Source organism: Paenibacillus lautus NBRC 15380 (assembly GCF_004000945.1).
Taxonomy (GTDB): domain Bacteria; phylum Bacillota; class Bacilli; order Paenibacillales; family Paenibacillaceae; genus Paenibacillus_AQ; species Paenibacillus_AQ lautus.
On sequence record NZ_BIMF01000019.1, the window covers coordinates 50,168 to 70,560 of the forward strand.

Genomic DNA, 20,393 nt, shown 5'->3' on the forward strand with positions numbered 1-20,393 from the left:
CATTGCCAGGACAAAGACAGCGGACTATTCCATACCCTATTGTTCGGAGGTGCCGCCATGGGGCGCATTGTACTAAAGCATGTAGAGAAACGATATGGCAAGGACAAACAATATGCCGTAAAGGATTTTAACCTAGAGATCGAGGACGGCGAGTTTCTTGTCATGGTCGGCGGGTCTGGCTGCGGCAAATCGACGACGCTCCGCATGATCGCCGGGCTGGAGGATATTACTTCCGGCGAGCTGTACATCGGGGATAAGCTGGTGAATCATCTGCCGCCTAAGGATCGCGATATTGCGATGGTCTTCCAGAACTACGCGTTGTACCCGAATATGAATATTTACGAAAATATCGCGTTCGGCCTGCGTCTGCGCAAGGAGCCGAAGCACGAGATCGATCTGTCGGTCAAATCGACGTCGCGCACGCTGGAGATCGAGCAGTTTCTGGATCGCAAGCCGAGACAGTTGTCGGGCGGTCAGCGCCAGCGCGTCGCGCTCGGCCGGGCGATCGTCCGAAAGCCTAGCGTGTTCTTGATGGACGAGCCGCTGTCGAACCTTGATGCCAAGCTAAGAGTTCAGATGCGTACGGAGATTATCCGGCTTCATAAACAACTCGGCGTGACGACGGTTTATGTAACGCATGATCAGGTGGAAGCGATGACGATGGGCAACCGGATCGTCGTCATGAAGGACGGCGTGATTCAGCAGGTCGACAGTCCGCGCCTGATCTACGGCAATCCGAGAAATATGTTCGTCGCGAGCTTTATCGGGACGCCGCCGATCAACTTCATCGAAGGGAAGGTCGTGGAGACGGACGGAGGCAAGCTGGATCTGCAGACGCAGCGGAGCTACCTGGCCATTCCGGACGAGCACGCGCAGCTGCTGCGGAAGCACGGCAAAGTGAACCGGAGAGTTGTGCTCGGCATTCGATGCGAGTATGCGCATGCAGAGCCGGAAATGGCCGATCGTCATCCGCGCAGCCAGATAACGGGCACGCTCAAGGTGGCGGAGCTAATGGGAGCGGATATGTATCTGTATGTGGATATCGGAACGGACACGCCCTTTGCCGTCCGTACGACTTCTGGCTTTGATTACAAGGAGGACCAAAAAATCACCGTTACGCTGAACATGTCGAAAGCGCTTTACTTCGATAAGGATACATCGGAAAGCTTGATGTACGAATGATGGGTGCAAAGGGGGAGAGATGAATGTTAAGGGCGCTTACGAGATGGCGTGCAATCATCGTGCCGGCATTGGCATTCGCTATGCTGCTGCCTTGGACAGTCGGAGCAGCGGGGAACGCCGGGGAAACGCAGTCGGCTAATTCCGCGGAGGAAGCATCAGCCGTGTCGGCGGAGGAGCCGCAGAAGGAATCGCCGGAGGAATCGCAGACGGCAGCAGCGAACGAAACGGGCGAGCCCTACTTTCTGGATAAGCTGGCGGAATGGAAGCAAGCGGGAGCGCCTTCCGAACATGACGGAAAGGTCAGCTTGTCCGGCGCCGGCTTTGCGCGTACATCGGAAGGCGCCAGCGTTCGAGTCGGCACCGTGGACGGCCGGGCGGAGGCGCTCGATTGGGGCCTTACGAACGAGGAATGGGTTGAATACGATGTATCCATCGAGCAAGCCGGGCTGTACCAGATCGATTTGACGTACCGTCCCGTTACGGACGGCAACCGCAGAAGGCCGATCCTGCTGAACGTCTCGTTCGACGGAAACAATGCGTTTCTTGAAGCGAGATCCATCACGCTGGACCGCCGCTGGAAGGATCCTTTCCCGGCTGCCGTCGATTCGAACGGCGATCAGATCCGTCCGATGGCCGAGGATATCAGCGGCTGGATTACGACATCGCTGCGAGATTCGGGAGGGGCTTACGTCGAACCGCTGCAGTGGTACTTGACGCCCGGGAAGCATACGCTCCGCTTTACCAGCAACGAGCCGTTCGCGCTCGGCTCCATCGAGCTGTCGGATCCGGAGCAGGTTCCGGACTACAAGACGGCAAAGCAGGAGAATGCCGGCAAAAGCGGAGCCGGAACGAGCGGGGAGCCGATCATTATCGAAGCCGAGCAGGGCGATTGGAAAAGCGTCTCCTCGATCTCGCTTCGCTATGACAACGAGATCAACAGCACGCCGTATAAACGCGGGAAAATCACGTTCAACACGATCGACGGCTCGCGCTGGTCAACCGGAAACGGCGAAATCAGCTGGACCTTCGACGTTCCCGAAAGCGGATATTACAAAATCGGAATGCGAACCAAACAAAATTACTCCTCCAACCGTTCGTCCTTCCGGACGATTATGGTCAACGGCGAAATTCCGTTCGCCGAAATGAAGGCGTACCGGTTCCCGTACGAGTCCGGCTGGCAGGGCGTCCGGCTCGAGGACGAGCAGGAGGAGCCATACCTGTTCTATATGGAAAAAGGAAGCAATACGATCTCGATGCGCGCGACCGGTGCTCCCGTCAAACCGATGATCTCCGAGCTGGAGAAAACCGTAACCGAGCTGATGGAGCTTGCGACCGATCTGAAAGCGCTGACCGGAGGTTCCAACGACACGAACAGAACTTGGAAAATCAATACCGAGCTGCCCGGTTTTACGGATAAGCTCGGTACAATCGGAGACTCGCTGGACGCCGTTCAGAAAAAGCTGATCGAGGTCAACGGCAAGAAGGATGCCGTCACGCAAGGATTGTTCACGACGATCAAGGATATCCGTTCCATGCTTGCGGATCCGAATCAGATTCCGTACAAAACCGACCGTTTCGTCACAATGCAGGGCAAGGTCGCCGAGATGCTGCAGCAGCTGAAGACCCAGCCGCTTGGGCTTGACCGCATTTATATCGTGCCGGAGAACGAGAAGTTTCCAAAGATGGAAGCGGGTTTCTTCAAAAAGCTGGAAGGGACATTCGTTAATTTCTTTTCTTCGTTCCAGTCGAAGGAGCAGCTGAGCAGCATGGATGACGATGTGCTGAACGTATGGGTGCTCCGCGGACGCGATTACGTCAATCTTCTGCAACAGCTGGCCGAAGAGCAGTTTACGCCGAAGACGGGTATCAAGGTAAAGGTCAACCTGCTTCCGGATACGAATTTGCTCGTGCTGATGAACGCGGCCGATATCGCGCCGGACGTCGCGCTCGGGTTGCCGGAGACGCTGCCGTTCGATTACGCGATCCGCAACGGGCTGTACGATCTGACGCGGTTCCAGGATTTCGATGCGGTATACAAGCGTTTCGCGCCGGGCTCCTGGACGCCTTTCTACTACGACAAAGGCTATTACGCGGTACCGGAGACGCAGAGCTTCTCCATGCTCTATTACCGCAAAGATATATTGAAGGAGCTTGGACTCGAGGTGCCCGACACCTGGGAAGAGGTCTATGATATGCTCCCTACCTTGCAGCAGAACAATCTCAATATGGCGCCGATTCAGCATATGCCGTTTTTCTTCCAGAACGGGGCCGATTATTTCAACAAGAACGGCCTGCAGACGGCTCTGGGAACGGAAGCGGGATACAAAGCCTTCAAGGAATGGACCGACCTGTATAACGTATACGCCGTAGACCAACAGCTGGCCAGCTTTTACCAGTCGTTCAGAAGCGGCACCGTCCCGATCGGCATCTCGGACTTCAGCATGTACATCCAGCTGATGGTAGCTGCTCCCGAGCTGAACGGGTATTGGGGCATCGCGCCGATTCCGGGCGTCAAGCAGAGCGGCGGAGAAGTGGCCAGGTGGATGGGCGGCAACCTGCAATCGTCCGTCATCTTCAAGAAGACCAAAAAAGCCGAGCAAAGCTGGGAGTTTCTCAAGTGGTGGACCTCCGCCGAGGTACAGGAGAGGTACGGCTCCGATCTGGAGACGATTAACGGCCTATCCTTCCGTTGGAACACCTCGAATATCGAAGCGTTCGTCCACCTTCCGTGGAAGCAGGAAGATTTGAACGGCATTCTCGAGCAATGGCGCTGGTTCAAGGAAATCCCGAACGTGCCGGGCAGCTACTTCCTGGAAAGGGAGCTGCAGAACGCCTGGAACCGGAGCGTCGTCGACGGCATCAATTACCGGAGTTCGCTCGAGACGTCGACTTTGGAGATCGAACGGGAAATGCGAAGAAAACTGCAGGAATTCGGCATTATCGACAGCGTGGGCGAGGTGCTTCGGCCGCTTGATTTGCCCGAGGTCAACCAGCCATGGGAAGGGGTGAATCCATATGTCAGAGATTAACGCGCAGGCTTTGAAAAAACCTTCCGCATCCGGCGGAACATCGCTCCGCGCGAAAGGAAAGGCGTCCGAGCTGCTGAGGGAAATTTGGCGCTTCCGGTTGTCGTACCTGTTCATTGCGCCGTTTATGATCTGTTTTGTCCTATTTATATTAATTCCGGTCGTAAGCGCGTTTCTGCTCAGCTTTATGACCTATAACTCACTCGAGCCGCCTCGCTTTGTCGGCTGGGCGAATTTCCGTTATATGATTTCGGAGGATCTGTTGTTTCTGAAATACGCGTTGCCGAATACGTTCAAATTCGCGATCATCGCAGGACCGTGCGGCTACATTGCCGCCTTCCTGCTGGCCTGGTTAATCACGATTCTTCCCGTACGCTTGCGCAAATGGTTTGCCCTCGCGATGTATTCCCCGTCGCTGATGGGGGGAATCGCAATGACCATCGTCTGGCTGCCGATGCTGAGCGGCGACCGGATCGGTTACTTGAACAGCTTTCTGCTCGAATGGGGATTCATAAGCGACCCCGTGTTATGGGTGACGAGCAAGGAGCATCTGATGTCGTCCATGATCGTCGTTACGCTGTGGTCCAGCATGGGGATCGGATTTCTGGCGATGATGGCGGGCATCTTGAACGTCAATCCCGACCTGTACGAAGCGGGGAGACTCGACGGCATCAAATCCAGGCTGGAGGAAATCTGGTACATTACGATTCCGTCCATGAAGCCTCAGATGCTGTTCGGAGCGGTTATGGCCATCGTCGGAACCTTCAAGGCGGGCAGCATCGGCACGGAGCTGTCGGGGATGAACCCTACGCCGCAATATTCCGGCCATCTCATTATGAACCAGATCGACGATTACGGATTTATTCGTTTCGAGCTGGGCTATGCATCCGCTTTGTCCGTATTCTTGCTGCTGCTTATGTATTTATCCAATAAGTTTTGCTGGGGTCTGTTCGGTTCGAAGGGAGATGAATAAGATGGCAATGCCGCTGCTGCGCAAGCCATTCCGTTTCAAGAGACAATCCAGGCTGCATCGGATGAGCCGCTTCGAGAAGGCTGTCGTATTTCTGCTCGTCCTATTCAGCGCGTTTATGCTCCTGCCGCTGGTTTATATTTTCAATCACGCGTTAAAGCCGTACGAAGAACTCTTCATTTATCCGCCGACGATTTGGGCTCGCACCCCATCCTTGCAAAATTTCGTCGAGCTGTTCCATATTACGTCGGATTCCGTTATTCCGGTCACGCGCTACATTTTCAACAGCTTGACCGTAGCGGTGCTGAGCGTCATCACGGTGACGGGGGTAAGCGCGTTATGCGCCTACCCGCTTTCGAAGCATAAGTTTCCCGGTTATAAGCTTGTGTTCGCAACGATTATGCTGACGCTGCTGTTCGCGCCGGAGACGGTTACGATCCCTCGTTATCTCGTCGTCAGCAACTTGGGGATCATGAACACGTACTGGGGCCACATCTTGCCCATGGTAGCCGTACCTGTCGGCGTCTTCTTAATGAAGCAGTTCATCGATCAAATTCCGAACGAGCTGCTGGAATCGGCTCGCCTGGACGGCGCCAGAGAATTTACGGTGTTCCTGCGGATCGTAGTTCCCGTCATCCTTCCAGCGGTCGCAACCATTGGCATCATCTCGTTCCAGACCGCGTGGGGCAACGTCGAGACATCGAATTTGTTCATGCAGGACGAGCAGATGAAGACGTTCCCGTTCTTTATCTCATCGCTGACTTCGAACATGGCGAACAACGTGGCAAGGCAGGGTGCGGCCGCAGCCGCGGCGCTGTTTATGTTCATTCCGAACCTTATTATTTTTCTTGCATTCCAGAGCAAGGTCATTGCGACAATGGCCCATTCCGGCATTAAATGAAACCGCGGGAGGAGAAATTATGAAGCCGGCACAATCCAAAATGATCCGTCTCCTGCGGGGCTTGCTGGCCGTGTGCCTCGTATGGGTCGTCTTTCCGGCGGCAGTATCCGCCGATTATCCTTATTCAACGAATTACAGATCGGCCGCCACCGGATCGCTTGTCTGGACGCAAGCCGCTTTTGCGCCGGAGCAGGTGCTTGGCAGGGACATATTCGTCCCCGATCCCAATGATCCCGCCAAACAAGCGCAGTCGCCGCTTATGCAGCCTCGAGATCTGTTCATCGACGCCCAGGACCGGATCTATGTAGCCGATTCGGGGAACAATCGGGTCGTCGTGTTTCATCCGAACGGCGAATTCGACCGCGTGCTGCCAGCGCTTGAAGGTACGCCGTTGTCCAATCCGCAGGGGCTGCACGTCGATGAGAAGGGCCAAATATACGTCGCGGATACGGGAAACGCCAGGATCGTGATGCTCGACCAGCAGGGGAAACTGCTGAAGGAATATAAGCTTCCGGAATCAAGGTTTATTCCGGCGGATTACCGCTTCGAGCCGATCAAGGTCGCGGTCGATAAACGCGGATTCCTGTATATCGTATCGCTCGGCAGCTATAACGGGCTGCTTCAGCTCGATCCCGAGGGCGGCTTTGTCCGCTTCTTCGCGGCCAATAAGGTGCCTTTCACCGTCCTGGACTCGATCAAACGAATGATCTATTCGAAAGAGATGTACGAGAAGCAGCTCAGCAAGCTGCCTCCGGCCATCAACAACGTAAACATCGACGAGCGAGGGTTTACGTACACGGTTTCATTCGGAGAGAGTTTGACCGAAGACCAAGTGAAGAAGCTGAACAATGCCGGCAAGTATTTTCTCGGTTCCAGCAGCACCTTGGGGGACGGCAATAAAAAGTTCGGCGAATACCGGTTTCGCCAGATCGGACAGATGGTGAATCTGAAGGACATCGCCATCGACGCTAGCGGCAACTTCTCCGTTGTCGACGGAGATTCGAAGATGATCAGCCAATACGACGCGTTCGGCAACCTGCTGTTCTTCTGGTCCGGGGACGCAAGTCCGAACACGACGCAGCTCGGCATCGTCAAGAGCCCGTCGGCCATCGACATCAACTCGAAGAACGAACTGTTCATCCTGGACGACAATGCGAATTTGATCCAGACGTACCGCCAAACCGAGTTCGGAGCGCTCGTCTACAAGGCGAACAACCTAACCGTCGACGGCAGGTACAAGGAAGCCGAGCCGCTTTGGCGCGAGGTGCTCCATCTTAACGCGTACTATACGCCCGCGATGATCGGGCTGGCTCAGTCCGCCTACGCCCGCGGAGATTACGCGGAATCGCAAAAGCTGTTCCGTGACGCCGGCGTTCAAGAGGGTTACTCGAACGCGTTCTGGCAAATCCGCTTGCAGTGGTTCCAGGACAAATTCGGTTTGTTCATGAACTTGATCATGGTTGCGGTCGCCTTGTACGTCGTTTATAGAATGGCGGCGAAACGTTATCCCGTTCTGCTGAATTCGCCGATCCGGTTCCGGCCGCGCTCGCGCTTCCTGGGGCAGATGAAACATTCGCTTTACGTGCTGAGGCATCCGATCGACGGCTTCTCCGCGCTCCGCTACGAGAATAAGGGAAGCTATGCGAGCGCGTTCGTTATCCTGGCGCTGGCGTATATCTCCTATGCGGTGTCTCGAACGCATACAAGCTTCACCTTTAATATGGAAGCGATCATGCCGCTCAGCGGACTTACTGTATTCCTCCAATTTTTCCTGGTATGGATCGGCTGGGTCGTATCCAATTATTTGGTCAGCAGCATCATGCGGGGCGAGGGACGTTTCAAGGACGTGTTCGTCGGCAGCGCCTATGCGCTTACGCCGTTTATGGTCATTGGACTGCCGCTTACGCTGATCTCTAATGGCATGTCGCTTAGCGAAGAATCGATTTACAATTTTCTTCACACAGGCATGATGGTATGGATTTTCCTTCTGCTCGTGTGGAAGGTGCAATCGCTTCAAAATTACACGGTAGGCGAGACCGTGGTCAATTTACTGTATACGGCCGTAACGATGATTATTATCGGCGTGCTGTGCTTTATTCTGTTCGGTCTAAGCACCGAGCTGCGCAGCTTTATCTATTCGATCATACAGGAGGTGTCGGCGCGTTGACGGAAGCAAGCAAATCCTACATCAAGCTGCGCAAGCTGCTTCCTGCGGCGGCGTTGGCGGCGGCGGTAGTGTCGGTCGGCATATACTTGTGGACCCATTCCGCAAGCTCGGACGTGGTACGGACGGAGCAGGTTCAGGAGGCGGTCATTCCCGAAGGCATCAAGCCGGCCGTCAGCACGAATGGGGAGCTGCCGAACGAAGCCGATTTCGTGCAAGTAGCCGAAAGCGAGACGCTTGTGTTATTGGCGGATAAGAACACCGGTCATTTCAAAGTTCGCGACAAACGGGACGGGCACGAGCTGCGCTCTTATCCGAATCCGGAGGACTGGCCACTGGAGACGATTTCCGGTACTTGGCGGAGCCATCTCTTGTCGCCGATCATGCTGGAGACGGCCACGAGCGTGCGCAAGACGGAAGTGAAGGTGAGCAGTCTTCTGTCGCTAAACGGCGGCATCATGAGCTGGAAGCAGCTAGAGGACGGCTTCGCCGTCACCTATGCGATGCCATCCATTCAGATGGCGATTCCGGTCGAGGTCCGTATTAAGAACGATTATGTGGAAACAAAGGTCATCGACTCGGAGATCGTCGAAGGCAAAGACGCGTTGATCAATTTGAAGGTATATCCGTTTCTGGGCGCCAAGCAGCCCGGCGGGCAAGAAGAGGAGTATATGCTCCTGCCGGACGGCTCGGGCGCCATCTACCGGATCAAGGAAAATATTTCGAACGACCGCAGCGTATACCGCGAACCGATCTACGGCACGGACTACGCGTTCAACTCGGTCTACACGAACCGGAGGCCGATTACGATGCCGATCTATGGCATTAAATCGGGAAGCGGCGGCTTTCTGGCAGTTGCGGACGAAGGCGAGGAATACGGATATATGTTCGCGGCGCCCGCAGGGGTGTACAGCCAGTATGCCTGGGCTACCGTAGAACATAATTACCGGCTTCAATACTTCCAGCCAACGACGTACGACAAGACAGCAGGCTTCTTTACGTTCAGCAAAGTCAAATTCGGCGGAGACCGCAAAATCCGTTACTACGTCCTTCCCGAATCGAAAAGCGACTATTCCGGCATGGCCGCGAAATACCGCGAGCATTTGATGAAGGATAACGGTCTGAAGCAGTTGGAAGCAAGCGAGTCCGAGCTGCCGCTTTACCTTGATCTTATCGGCGGAGATTCGGAGATGGGGTTTCTTAGCAACCGGTTCATTCCCGGCACGACGACGGACGAAGCGAAGTCGATCGTCGATCGGCTGCATGCGCAGGGCGTTCCCCGGCTGATCGTCACCTATCAAGGCTGGCAAACCGGAGGCGCGAGCCGACTCGGCTTCGGCGTGAAGGTCGACAAGCGGCTTGGCGGCAACGACGGCATGCGAAGCTTCGCCGAATACGCGAAGTCAAAGGGCGATACGGTCATTCTGGAGACGGATTTCACGCTGAACACCGACGGCGACGACTTTGATCCGAAGAGGCAAGCGACGCAGGACCAAGCGGGTTCCATCATGAAGTTCCCTCGCCTGCAATCGAACGACGAGGTTGCGATCGTGAGTCCGAAGGTAACGTTAGACAAGATGGAAGACGCCTTGAAGAGATTCGCGTCGCTGGGCATAGACGGACTTCATCTCACGGGAACCGGCTACATGCTGTACAGCGATTACAATCGCAGATCCCTCACCAGCCGGGAAGAGGCTGCATCGCTGCAAAGCGAGCTGCTGAACGCCGTGCAATCGAAGCTTCCTTCGGTAACGGTCGCGGGCGGCAATGCTTACTCGCTGCAGAGCACGGATGCCGTTAGGCAGCTGGCTGGCGATTATTCGTACGACCTGTTCTTCGACGAAGCGGTTCCTTTCGCCCAAATGTCGCTGCACGGCCTAGTGCCGTATACGATGAACTGGGGCAATGCGAGGGACGAATACCGCAAGGATTTCCTGCGGAGCATCGAATACGGAGCGGCGCCGACATTCGGCGTCATGAAAGCAGAGACGGAGAAGATGAAGAGGGCGTACACGATCTGGTATTACAGCTTGAATTACGACGATTGGGAAGCCGCGATCATCGAGGAGTACAAGCGCTTTAACGAAGCGCTCGGAGATGTTCAGGGCCAATTCATGACGTACAACCGCACGCTCGCTCCTAAGGTGAAGGAGTCCGTTTACTCCGGCGGGAAGAAAATTATCGTGAACTACAACGATACCGAGGTAACCGTCTTGGGAATAAAGATTCCAGCGCAAGATTTTGTCGTGGTGAAAGGGGGAGAGGCGAAGTGAACGGATTGTTACGATTAAAAAACCGATTGTCGCAACGATACGAAGGCATCTTCCTTATTTTGCCCTGGATTATCGGGTTTCTCTTGTTCGTATCGTTCCCTCTCTTCTATTCGCTCTATATGAGCTTTCATAACGTTCGCATTACCGGGACGGGCATCCTGCATGAATATGTGGGCATCAAATATTACTATAATCTTTTGTTCGAGGACGGCGGCGTCTTCTACGACCAGCTGCTGCCGTTTCTGAGGCAGATTCTGTTCATGATTCCGATCATCGTCATCTTCTCCTTTATGATTTCTATCATGCTGAACCAGAAGTTTCTGGGAAGGGGCTTGTTCAGGGCGGTGTTCTTCCTGCCGGTTATTTTCTCCTCCGGCAATATCATTGAACGCTTCTTGAGTCAAGGGAGAGGGCAGCTCGGATTCCTGGAGCAGTTCTCCATTTCGACGACGCTCACGCAATATTTGCCGGGCTCCTGGGCGACGCCGATCGTAAGCGTCTTGAACTCGTTCGTCCTTATCTTGTGGTATTCCGGCGTGCAGATTCTACTGTTCCTTGCGGGCCGCCAGACGATTTCGGCGTCCGTTTACGAGGCGGCGCGCATCGACGGTGCGAATCCGTGGGAGATGTTCTGGAAAATCACCCTCCCGGGTATGATGCCGTTCGTCCTGCTGAATACGATTTATACCGTTGTGGATTTGTTTACTTTCCCCGGCAATCCCGTCATTGCGAGCGTCAATCCGACGCAATACGGTCCGACCAGCGCATTGATCTGGGTCTATTTCATCATCATCCTGCTGTTCTTGGGACTGGTGGTGCTGCTGCTCGGAAGAGCGGTCCGCAACACGACGCAAACGAGGTAGGAGGAGAGAAGGATGGAGAAAGTTTGGAATGTCCTAAGGCAGAGGCAGCAGCGGTTCAGCCAGGTTGGATTGCTCGAGCGTCTTCGATTGCTGCTGCTCGGGCGGGAAGCCGATAAGGGATTGCTGTTTCGCGTATTTATTTACATCGTGCTGATTGAAACGGCTTATCTGTATCTCAATCCTATTTTATATATGGTATCCACCATGGTGAAAGGCCTCGGCGATTTGTTGGATCCGACCGTGAACTGGATACCGAAGGAGATTTTTTGGGGGCATCTGAAAGAGGCGTGGAGGCTGCTGAACTACCCGACTTCGTTTGGCATCAGCTTTGGACTGTCGATCGGGGCGACGCTCTTTCAGCTCGTCGCCTGCGCGATGGCCGGATACGCGTTCGCCAGGGTAAAGTTTCCGTTCAAGCGCTTCTGGTTCGTGTGCTTGATCTTCGCCTTCGTCATCCCGCCGCAGGTCACGGTGCTGCCGCTGATTATTATGTACCGGGAAGTCGGCTGGATCGATACGTACTTCCCGATGCTGATCCCGGCTTTGTTCGGGCACGGCCTGAAGGGCGCGCTATACGTCATCATTTACCGCCAATTTTTCTCCATTCTGCCGAAGGAGCTGGAGGAAGCGGCGAAGATCGACGGCGCAAGTCTGTACAGAGTCTTCTTCAAGGTTATGCTGCCGATCGCAACGCCGGCGATTGTCGTCGTATTCCTGTTCTCTTTCGTCTGGAGCTGGAACGACAGTTATTTTCCAATGATGTTCCTGTTCAAGATGCAGGACGTTCCGCTCTCCATCGCGCTGGTGAAGGCGACGGGAGACATCTCGACGGAGGAAGGGCAGTTGTTCGCCCAGTCGCTCGACATGGCGAAGTCGTTTCTCGCGGTCATGCCGCCGCTATTGCTGTACCTCTTTACGCAGCGCTGGTTCACCGAAGGCGTCGAGCGGACCGGCCTTGTGGAATAACAACGAATGGAAGGGAGTGCTAGTACGCTAATGGGAATGCAGGAAGTGGAACGCTGGGGAATATTCGAGGTTGCTTTATCCGGTCCTTCGGCAGGCAATCCGTTCGAGGAGGTCGCCGTGTCGGCGACCTTCGAATACCGCAACGATCGGGTCGAGGTGGAAGGATTCTATGACGGGGACGGGATCTATCGGGTCCGGTTCATGCCGGATCGGGAAGGAACGTGGCGATACGTCACGAAGAGCGGCACGTATGAGCTGGACGGCGCGACGGGAAGCTTCCTCTGCACATCGCCGTCGGAAGGAAATCACGGGCCGGTAAGAGTCAAGGACGGTTATTTGTTTGCATTCGAGGACGGCACGCCATATATGCCGTTCGGCACGACCTGTTATCACTGGACGCATACGGGGAGCAAAGAGCATGAGCTGCAAACGCTGGAAGAGCTCGGGCAGTCCCCGTTCAATAAAGTCAGGATGTGCCTGCTCCCTACGCGGGATATGCGTCCGGAGATGGTCGCCTTCGCGGGGACATGCCCGGAGGATGCGGATACGACCCGGTTCAATCCGGCGTTCTTCGCCCATCTGGAGGAGCGGATCGGCGACTTGATGAAGTTCGGAGTGGAAGCCGACCTGATTCTGTTCCATCCCTACGACAAGCAAGGCGGCTGGGGCTTCAACAGCATGTCGCGCGAACAGGATTTCTACTATCTGCGATACGTCATCGCCCGTCTTGGCGCGTACCGCAATGTCTGGTGGTCGCTGTCGAACGAATACGATTTCAACAAGATGAAGACGATCGAGGATTGGGACCGGCTGCTGCAATACGTGCAGCGGAAGGATCCGTACCAGCGGCTGCGGTCGATTCATAACGGCACCAAAATGTACGAACAATCGTCCTTGTACGATTTCTCCAAGTCGTGGCTCACGCACCAGAGCATCCAGCATTGGGATACTAGTCCGACCACCGAATGGCGGGAAGCCGTTCGCAAGCCGATCGTCGTCGACGAAATTTCCTACGAGGGCAACGTCGCCAAGCGATGGGGGAACATTACGGGGCTCGAGTTGATCCACCGCTATTGGGAGGGGCTGACCAAAGGCGGCTTCGTCGCCCATGGCGAATGCTTCGAGAACAAGCCGACAAGAGCCTGGATATCGAGCGGCGGCAAGATGTACGGTGAAAGTCCGGAGCGTATCCGATTCCTGCGCCAAGTGATGGAGGAAGGTCCGGAGGATTGGATGCAGGCTCGCGAGGAAGGCGGCTATGCGCTTCTGTACTTGGGCAAATACCGGCTTTCGTCCTATAAGCTCCCGCTGTCCCAAGATCGGGAATACCGGATCGAGCTCATCGATATTTGGGAGATGACGATAATGCCGCTTGACGGCACTTTCACGGGGCAGAGCGACTTGGCATTGCCGGCTAGACCTTATACCGCCTTGCGCGCGCAAGCAGTTTGAGAGGAGGGAACGGCGTGATTCAATATAAAAAAGAAGTAGAGCGATTTGGCATATTCGAGCTGCAACTGAAGGGGCGCGAGGACGACGGGCTGTTCGCGGACTCCGGCCTGTGGGCTGAATTCAGCAAAGAGGATCGTCATTTCGTGGCAGAAGGTTTCTACGACGGCGAAGGCAGACTATTGATCCGGTTCATGCCGTACGAGGAGGGGGAATGGTCGTTTCGCATCGAAGGCGCGTCCGCCCCAGCCGGAGGATACGCCGGACAATTCCATTGCCTGCCGGCGGGGGCCGATAATCACGGACCGGTGAGCGTATCGAACGCGACGCTGTTCGCTTATGCGGACGGCAAGCCGTATACGCCGTTCGGAACGCTGCTTGAGGCCTGGCATGTGCAGGACGAATCGAGCCGCGACCGGACGATCCGGACGCTGACGGCATCGCCCTTCAACAAAGCGCGGATGAGCGTTGTCCCGCAGGCGGGTCATGCGGGGAACGGCGAGACGGTTATATCTCCGTTTGCCATTCGCCAGGACGGCCAGCCGGACGGCGATTGCTTCGAGCCGGCTTATTTCGCGAAGCTGGAAGCCTGCGTGGAGAGTTTGTCCCGCATTGGCGTGGAAGCGGAGCTGATCCTATTCCCGGCCTCCATGGACCTTGAAGGCTCCATTCGGTTGACCCCGGAGCAGGAAGAGCGTTATATCCGTTATGCGGTTTCCCGGTTGGCCGCTTATCGCAACGTATGGTGGACGATGGCAGACCTGGGCGACGGAACGCGGAGGCGGGAAGTCGATTGGCGCGCTTATTTCCAGACGCTTCGCGAATGCGATTACGGACATCATCTGTGCTCGATCCATGGCACGCCTTCCGCTTTCGATTGGGGCGTTCCCTGGCTGACGCATGTCAGCCTCCGTCAGGAGGACGTGATGCTTGCCTCCGACTTCACGCTGCAATACGAGAAGCCGATCGTCATTGACGATTGCGGCCGCGAGGGTATTGGAGCGGAGCCTAGGGACGCGTTGACGCCGGAAGACATGGCGTACAGAATTTGGGAAGGCTTGTCCCGTGGCGGCTTCGCGGCCCATGGGGAATCGCTTCGCAGGCCGGACGGAACAAGCTGGTCGGTTCACGGCGGCGAGCTGCTCGGCGAGAGCGTGGAGCGGATCGCCTTCCTGCGCGGTCTGCTGGAGGATGCGCCAGGCTATCTGACATACAGCAGGCAGCGACACGATGCCTCGACCCTCGAGAAGCGGGGCGAATATTATTTGCAATATTTCGGACCGCACCGGTTCTCGTCGCGCGACTTCGGGATGCAGACAGGCGAATTCGCGGTGGATATTATCGATACATGGAATATGACGATCGAACGGCTGGACCAAACGTATCAGCAAAGGTTCCAGATCAAGCTGCCCGGCGAGGTCTACTACGCGCTCCGTTTGCGAAAAATCGGCGAAGGCGCGGCGCAGGACGAACCGGAGAAGGAGCATGCGTCGGCGTAGAAGGGCGAAGACTGCACCGTCCAACCGGGCGGCAGAACGGAAATCGGAAGGAGAGCGCTGGAAATGAACGCTTATCGTATAACGAGTCCGGCCGAGCGCCGAATCGTGGATGTATGGCAGTCGGACGACGATATCTATATCCAATTGTCCCGCGAAGGCGACTCCGAGCCTTATTTCAGCAATAAGCTGGGACTTATGGCGGTTCACTCGGAGGGACGTCCATGGCGTGAAGATCGGCTGCGGTTAAATACCGCTCGAATCGAGCATCATGGCGGCACGCTGCGGATCGAGGCGGACGGCGGGGAGCTGTTCCTCGCATTGGAACTGAAGTTCGATGCGGAAGGGCTGCTTCGGGTATGCGCCATATGGGAGAATCGTTCCGATCGCACGCTATGCGACGCCGCGGTCGGGCTCGAATGGGAGCTCGCCTCCCGCGGCAAGGAAAACGTGACGATCCCCCATATGATCTACAACAACAACCCGTCGGCGGATCCCTCCAGGCTTGTGCCGCATCTCGGCATCGGCGAGGGCAAGGGCTTTATTTGCGAGGAGCATCGGCTCCCGATCCCATGCGTGAACGTCGAGTGGAACGAGGAAAACTCCGGCGAGCGATATTTTTCGATGTTCTCGCTTCCGTCCTATATCGAGGATTCGGAAGGCGTCGTCCATTATGGCTCGCTTGGCGCTTATCAGCGTGATGGAAGCATAGCCGTTGCGGCGATGAGCGGCGTTCTGATGTTTGGCGGCGAGAAGGACATCGTATACGTGAGCAAGAGCCAAATCGAGCCGTACTCCGGCGGCTATACCGATTTTGCCCCGGGCTTTGCGCTCGAGAAGAGCTATGCTTTGGAATGGGGTCCGCAGGAGAAGCCCGGCCAGGCTTTCTCGAAGGCCGTTCACCGCGCCGTTCGGCTGTACGATCCGCAGGGCGCCGATCCGCTATCGCTGGATGAACTGATTCGGCTCAAGACGGCGGCCATGGATGACCGGTGGCGGGAGACGGACCGGTCAGCCGGCTACGTGAAGTTCAACGACCGGAATTCGTTCGGGCTCGTGTCGAAGAAGCACGGGCTTCACTACATGTACGGCTGGACCGGACAATGTTTGAAGCTGGCTTGGTGCGACGCGTCTTTGGGCTTCGACGGTCAATCGCCCGAGCGTATAGAGCGATGCAGGAAAGCCGTCGACTTTTATCTCCGCGAGAGCGGCACTTCGGTGCCCGGACTCAGGAACGCCGCGTATCATTTGTCGGATGGCCGGTGGGAAAATTTCCGCTGGCAGCAGGAGCCCGTCATCTCGAGTCGCGCCTTCGGCGAAACCGTCAGCGACCTCGCCGATATCATTTTGCTGTTCCGCAGCCGGGGGGAGCGGGTTCCTTCCGCTTGGACGGCCGCGCTCGAACAATCCGCGGATTTTATATTGGGGGCCATATTGCCTTCAGGCATATTCCCTTCCGCCTTTAAGCCGGACGGCAGCGCCGCGGACACGGAGATTACGGCCGCCGGCATTCCATGCCTGATCGCGTTAATCAAAGCCTGGCAGGTGACGGGCGCGCGGACGTATCTTGACGCCGCCAGCGCCAGCATGGAGCGCTATTACGCGCTGCATGCCGAAACCTTTGAACGGCCGTTCGCCAGATCTACGCTTGACGCAAGATGCGAGGACAAGGAAGCGGGCATGTTTTTCTTCATCGCGGCCTTCGAGCTCTTCCGTCTGACCGGGGAACCTCATTTCCGCAATTGGGCGGAGATCGCCGCGGATTGGCAGCTTACCTACGTGTATATGTGGAACCCGGCTTACGATCGCGGCACGGCGTTCAGGGAAAGCGGCTTCCAGGCTGTCGGCTGGCCCGGGGTGAGTGTGCAGAACCATCATCTCGACGTCTTTTTCCCTACCTTCGAGCTGTGGCAGTTCGGCCTCATGACCGACAACGAGACGTACGTGCGCTTGGCGCGCACGATCTTTGGCGCACTCGGCCAAGGCATTTGCACCAAGCCGGGCGAGTGGGGCTTCACCGTCGTCGGGGAACAAGCGGAAGGGTTCTTCCAGTCCAACTTCCAAGGAAGAGGCAGATCCAACACCTGGAATCCCTCTTGGGTTATTTCGGAAGTGCTGCATCATGCGCTTCGCTTCCGCGAAGCGGCCACTAGTGGCGAAAACCAAAAACAGGGCAAAGGAGTTCATCGTATATGATTAGACCGCACGGAATTATACCCGCAATGGTGACGCCATTCGACCAGGAGGGGCGTCTTAACGAGCCCGTCGTCCGCTCGATGATTCGGCGTCTACTTCAAGCGGGGGCGCACGGCATATTCGTGCTCGGGACGAACGGCGAATTTTTTGCGCTAACGGAAGACGAGAAGATTGAGCTTGTCCGAATCGCGGCCGACGAGATCGGCGGAGCCGTCCCGCTCTACGCGGGATCCGGCGCGATTACGACAGCAGAGACGATCTGTTTGTCGCGCAAATTGGAGGAAGCGGGCGCCGATATTTTATCCGTCATTACGCCTCACTTCGTTCCACTCAACCAATCGGAGCTTCACAGCCACTTCGAAGCGGCGGCAGGCTCGACGAATTTGCCGATCGTTCTCTATAACATACCTGCGCGCACGGGCATTATGCTGGAAGCGGCAACCGTGGCATCGTTGTCCGGCATTGCCAATATCGTCGGCGTAAAGGATTCAAGCGGCAATTACGAGCATGTGCTTCAGCTGATTCAACAATCGGGTCCCGACTTTGCGGTTTTGGCCGGCACGGATTCGTTCATTTTGTCGACCTTGCTTGCAGGGGGCGCCGGAGCGATTGCGGCATCCGCCAACGTCGCTCCCGATACGGTTGTCTCGATTTATAAACACTGGCAGGAAGGGCAGTTGGAGGAAGCCGCGAAATCGCAAGCCGACATCGCGGTTGTCCGCAAGCTGATGCAGTTCGGAACGGTCCCGTCAGGGCTCAAGGAGATTCTGAGCCAGCTGGGAATCGAAGTCGGCTCGCCGCGTCTGCCGGTGCAGCCCGTCGGCGCAGAGGCGCGAAATACCATTGCGGCCACGCTGCGCGCGGCTGGCCTGCTGAAGGAGGGAAACTCGCATGCGAACATTGGTCGTTGATCAATCCGGAAACGGCGATTTCCGCACGGTTGCGGAAGCGATCGCGGCAGCGCCGGATCATGCCGTCGAACGCGCGCTGATCGTCGTGAAAAACGGGCATTACAAGGAGAAGGTAACGGTTCCCGCAAGTAAAACCAATTTGTGCATGATGGGTGAAAGCCGGGACGGAGCCGTCATCTTCTATGACGATTCCGTGTCGACCATGAAGCCGAACGGCGAGAAAATGACAACGTACGACACGCCATCCTTCACGATATTGGCAGAAGATTTTTATGCTGAAAATATGACCTTCGCTAATTCGGCCAGCAGGCTGGAGAAGCGGGGACAAGCGCTTGCGCTGCATGTGGAGGGAGATCGCGCAATCTTCCGGAACGTAGCGATACTCGGCCATCAGGATACGCTGTATACGCCGGGCAACGGCAGACAATTGTACGATCGCTGCTATATCGAGGGACACGTCGACTTCATATTCGGTTCTGCGACAGCCGTGTTCAAGGATTGCGAGATTCATAGTCTCGATCGTCATAACGGCTTTGTGACGGCGGCTTCCACGGATGAATCGCAGCCTTACGGCTACGTCTTTCTGAACTGCAGGCTAACCGGAGCCGCCCCTCCCGCGACCGTCAGTCTCGGCCGGCCTTGGAGGCCGCACGGAAGCGCGATTTTCGTTCATACATGGATGGGAAGCCATATCCGTCCGGAAGGCTGGGACAACTGGCGCGATCCAGCGAAGGAAAAAACGGCGAGGTATGCGGAATACGGAAGCGTGGGACCGGGAGCGGAGTCTGCGGCCCGGGTAGAGTGGGCCAGATATTTGACGGAAGAAGAGGCGTTGGCATTGACGGTACGAAGCGTACTGGAAGGCCGCGACGGCTGGAATCCCGAGGAGGTGCGCGCGGCCGTTATATAATGGGTTGATTTCGGGAGCAATCGCTGACTATTGTTTCAAGACGATATGGTAGAAAGCGATTCGCTCCCTTCTCCATGTGTAGCTAATATAAATGTTGTTGCCATGGGCGACGACCGCGGGGTACGAATATTGACTGATGCCCGAATCGAGCGGAAGCTCTTCGCCCCAAGTCGCGCCGTCGTCGCGGGATAACCGAAGCACGAGCGGAGTGCGGGGACCTTTTCCCTTCGGATCGTCCTCGCGCGGCACGGTCGGGTTGTAGGCCATGGCAAGCGTTCCGTCCGATAACCGCGCAAGATCGAAGCCGCTGTTGTTGTTCGGCATATCGGTCGGATAAGCCTCGCGCCAAGTGAGGCCGCCGTCCTGCGAATCGCTGCGGTACATAGCGCCTTCGGTGCTCCGTGCCAACAGGTGGACGGAGCCGTCCTCCGACTCCCACAACGTAGGTTGGATGATGCCTTTCAGCTTCAGCTTGCCGTGATCGAGGGGAACGATCGCCGTTTGCGTCCACGTATCGCCCTGATCGGGGGAAATATCGATAAAAGCGTCCCATGCGGGCTCAAGCGAATTCGGCGCGAGCAGGGTGCCGTTCCGAAGCGCGATCGGCTTGTTCTTGACAGGTCCCCGTCCGCCGATATCGCCGGGCATGAGCTCCTTGGGCTCGGACCAGGAATAGCCGTTATCGTCCGAACGGGTGATGCGGGTGTGCCATTCGGCAACGCGGGGGCCAACCTTGTAGAACAGCAGCAGCTTGCCGTCAGGTCTGAGATAGAGAACGGGATTCCAATGCGGAAGGCCTTCTTCGTCCGCGACTTTGACCGGAGCGGACCACCCGCCGTCCGTTCTGCGCGCCGTCCAGATCGCCACGTCGGGAGCGCCCTCGCGGGAGCCGCCGAACCAGGCGGCCAGCACGTCGCCGTCCGGCAGGACGACCAGCGTGGACGCGTGACAGCTTGCGAAGGGACGATCGTCTTCAAAAATAAACTCTTTTGCCTTAACAGAATACGTCATAAAAAAAGACACCTCCAACTATATTTAACAGCTGCTTTAAACTTACCCCAGGGGTGAAGCTGTTACTTTACAAGC

General features: G+C 56.4%; 14 protein-coding genes. 13 read left to right on the forward strand and 1 reads right to left on the reverse strand.

Annotated features, from left to right (window positions below; genetic code table 11):
• Nucleotides 1-57: 57 nt before the first annotated feature.
• From PLA01S_RS25245 to PLA01S_RS25305, 13 genes are all read left to right on the forward strand, one after another.
• Complete coding sequence (locus PLA01S_RS25245; RefSeq protein ID WP_127594581.1) at nt 58-1,182, forward strand: ABC transporter ATP-binding protein; 1,125 nt, start codon at nt 58-60, stop codon at nt 1,180-1,182.
• A 23-nt stretch (nt 1,183-1,205) separates the two neighbouring features.
• Entirely contained in the window at nt 1,206-4,211 is a 3,006-nt protein-coding gene (locus PLA01S_RS25250) for an extracellular solute-binding protein (RefSeq protein WP_127594541.1), read from the forward strand.
• Nucleotides 4,198-5,181, forward strand: a complete 984-nt coding sequence (locus PLA01S_RS25255; RefSeq protein ID WP_015735276.1) for a carbohydrate ABC transporter permease — start codon at nt 4,198-4,200, stop codon at nt 5,179-5,181. The genes PLA01S_RS25250 and PLA01S_RS25255 overlap by 14 nt, the downstream gene beginning before the upstream one ends.
• 1 nt (nt 5,182) lies before the next feature.
• Nucleotides 5,183-6,079 carry a carbohydrate ABC transporter permease gene (locus tag PLA01S_RS25260; RefSeq protein WP_127594542.1) on the forward strand — a complete coding sequence of 299 codons (897 nt, stop codon included), beginning with the start codon at nt 5,183-5,185 and terminating at the stop codon, nt 6,077-6,079.
• A 19-nt stretch (nt 6,080-6,098) separates the two neighbouring features.
• A complete protein-coding gene (locus tag PLA01S_RS25265) occupies nt 6,099-8,246 on the forward strand; it encodes a YIP1 family protein (protein ID WP_127594543.1) in 2,148 nt (715 codons plus the stop codon).
• Nucleotides 8,243-10,516, forward strand: coding sequence for a DUF5696 domain-containing protein (locus PLA01S_RS25270; RefSeq protein ID WP_127594544.1), 2,274 nt, complete (start codon nt 8,243-8,245; stop codon nt 10,514-10,516). Before PLA01S_RS25265 ends, PLA01S_RS25270 begins: the two co-directional genes overlap by 4 nt.
• On the forward strand, nt 10,513-11,379 hold the full coding sequence (locus PLA01S_RS25275) for a carbohydrate ABC transporter permease (protein WP_015735272.1): 867 nt from the start codon (nt 10,513-10,515) through the stop codon (nt 11,377-11,379). Before PLA01S_RS25270 ends, PLA01S_RS25275 begins: the two co-directional genes overlap by 4 nt.
• A gap of 12 nt (nt 11,380-11,391) precedes the next feature.
• Entirely contained in the window at nt 11,392-12,345 is a 954-nt protein-coding gene (locus tag PLA01S_RS25280; protein ID WP_015735271.1) for a carbohydrate ABC transporter permease, read from the forward strand.
• A 30-nt stretch (nt 12,346-12,375) separates the two neighbouring features.
• Nucleotides 12,376-13,797 carry a DUF5060 domain-containing protein gene (locus PLA01S_RS25285; protein ID WP_164817517.1) on the forward strand — a complete coding sequence of 474 codons (1,422 nt, stop codon included), beginning with the start codon at nt 12,376-12,378 and terminating at the stop codon, nt 13,795-13,797.
• 14 nt (nt 13,798-13,811) lie between these two features.
• Nucleotides 13,812-15,293 (forward strand): DUF5605 domain-containing protein, encoded by a 1,482-nt coding sequence (locus PLA01S_RS25290; protein ID WP_164817518.1) that lies wholly within the window; start codon nt 13,812-13,814, stop codon nt 15,291-15,293.
• 63 nt (nt 15,294-15,356) lie between these two features.
• Complete coding sequence (locus tag PLA01S_RS25295; RefSeq protein WP_127594547.1) at nt 15,357-17,486, forward strand: glycoside hydrolase family 88 protein; 2,130 nt, start codon at nt 15,357-15,359, stop codon at nt 17,484-17,486.
• Nucleotides 17,483-18,397 carry a 4-hydroxy-tetrahydrodipicolinate synthase gene (gene dapA / locus PLA01S_RS25300; protein ID WP_127594548.1) on the forward strand — a complete coding sequence of 305 codons (915 nt, stop codon included), beginning with the start codon at nt 17,483-17,485 and terminating at the stop codon, nt 18,395-18,397. Before PLA01S_RS25295 ends, dapA begins: the two co-directional genes overlap by 4 nt.
• Nucleotides 18,378-19,307, forward strand: a complete 930-nt coding sequence (locus PLA01S_RS25305; RefSeq protein WP_127594549.1) for a pectinesterase family protein — start codon at nt 18,378-18,380, stop codon at nt 19,305-19,307. The genes dapA and PLA01S_RS25305 overlap by 20 nt, the downstream gene beginning before the upstream one ends.
• 27 nt (nt 19,308-19,334) lie before the next feature.
• Here the strand turns inward: PLA01S_RS25305 and PLA01S_RS25310 are convergent, their stop codons facing one another.
• Complete coding sequence (locus PLA01S_RS25310; protein ID WP_127594550.1) at nt 19,335-20,318, reverse strand: sialidase family protein; 984 nt, start codon at nt 20,316-20,318, stop codon at nt 19,335-19,337.
• Between the last annotated feature and the right edge of the window lie 75 nt (nt 20,319-20,393).